Raw genomic sequence first — 1,431 nt, forward strand, 5'->3', positions numbered from 1 at the left:
ATCGATCGCTTGCTCGCGGCTCTCACCGTAGTTGTCTAGTTGAGTTGCTACACCAAGTTGGTGGTAGAACGCTTCGATGGTTTCGATAGTGCGTTCTGCAAGATCATCACCAGACTCCAAACCAAATACATTACGACCCATTTGCTCAAGCTTTGCGCGCTTAAATTGCATCTGGTTACGCAGCAGTGATGGTTGGATGATGGCAAGGGAACGTGCGTGATCAACGCCCCAAAGAGCAGTCAGCTCGTGACCGATCATGTGCGTTGCCCAATCGTGAGGAACGCCGCTACCAATCAAACCATTCAATGCTTGGTTTGCAGACCACATGAGGTTTGCGCGCCATTGGTCGTCATCGCGCTCTGCGAACTGTTCGCCAAGCGTTTTTAGAGTTTTTAGCAAGGTTTCTGCGTAACCGTCTTGTACCATCGCTCCAGTAGGCAGTGTAATGTATTGCTCACATACGTGTACCCACGCATCCACAATGCCGTTAATAAGCTGACGTTCAGGCAGCGTTTTCATTACATCTGGATCTAACACTGCAAACTTAGGCTGTACAGCAGGAGACATGAACGGCAGTTTGTCTTGAGTTTCTGCTTTTGTAATCACTGCACCCATGTTGGATTCTGAACCAGTTGCAGGTAGCGTTAGGATAGCCGCAAGCGGTGCTGCTTCTGTAACTTGATGCTTACCGATCATAATGTCCCAACCGTCACCATCGTACTTTGATGCTGCCGCAACGTATTTAGAACCGTCGATAACCGAACCACCACCAACAGCAAGAATGAAGTCGATGTTTTGACCTTTTACGATAGCGACCGCTTTATCCAATGTTTCTTTTGTTGGGTTTGGTTCTACACCAGAAAACTCAGACCATTCGTGGCCAGTGAGCGCTTCTGCTACTTGGTCGTATACGCCGTTCTTTTTGATTGAGCCACCACCGTAAATCACCAAGACCTTTTGATCCGCTGGGATCGCGTCTTTGATTGCTGCGATTTGTTGTTGGCCAAAGAAAATTTTGGTTGGGTTGACATAAGAAAAGTTCATTGCAGACCTCTTGTTTCCAGTTGAGGAGATTGAATACGTGCATATTAGTACGACTTTTTGTCGTGTTGTAGGTCGATTTCTGTAAATTACTTGCCTATTTCTACAAAATTGTTGTTATAGCGCTGGAATCGGAAATAGAAGAGAAAGTATAGTGAGCAAAATGACAACAGAGCGTAGACCGATTGACGGTTTATGGAGCATTACATGAACACATTAGCCGAAACCATGCAGCGGTATGTTGAAAAGCATGATCTGCACAATTTCGAAGGCATCAAGCAAACCGCTATCGAAGGCGTTTGGTTTTATCGCAGTAGCAAAGGCAATAACCGTCAACCATTTGTGTATCAATCAGGGATCATTGTGCTTGGCCAAGGGCATAAAAACATC

At 45.9% G+C, this 1,431-nt stretch carries 1 protein-coding gene and 1 pseudogene; one reads left to right on the top strand and one right to left on the bottom strand.

Translation table 11 applies throughout. The features are described 5' to 3' along the window. The coding region (locus tag R7E47_RS24335; protein ID WP_318085249.1) for an iron-containing alcohol dehydrogenase at window positions 1-1,044 on the bottom strand (1,044 nt) is incomplete at its 3' end. A gap of 204 nt (window positions 1,045-1,248) precedes the next feature. On the opposite strand from R7E47_RS24335, the pseudogene R7E47_RS24340 reads away from it, so the two are divergent. Continuing rightward, window positions 1,249-1,431, top strand: a pseudogene (locus tag R7E47_RS24340) (AraC family transcriptional regulator); the annotation flags it as partial.

It is taken from the genome of Vibrio sp. Vb1026, assembly GCF_033338745.1.
Taxonomy (GTDB): Bacteria; Pseudomonadota; Gammaproteobacteria; order Enterobacterales; family Vibrionaceae; genus Vibrio; species Vibrio alginolyticus.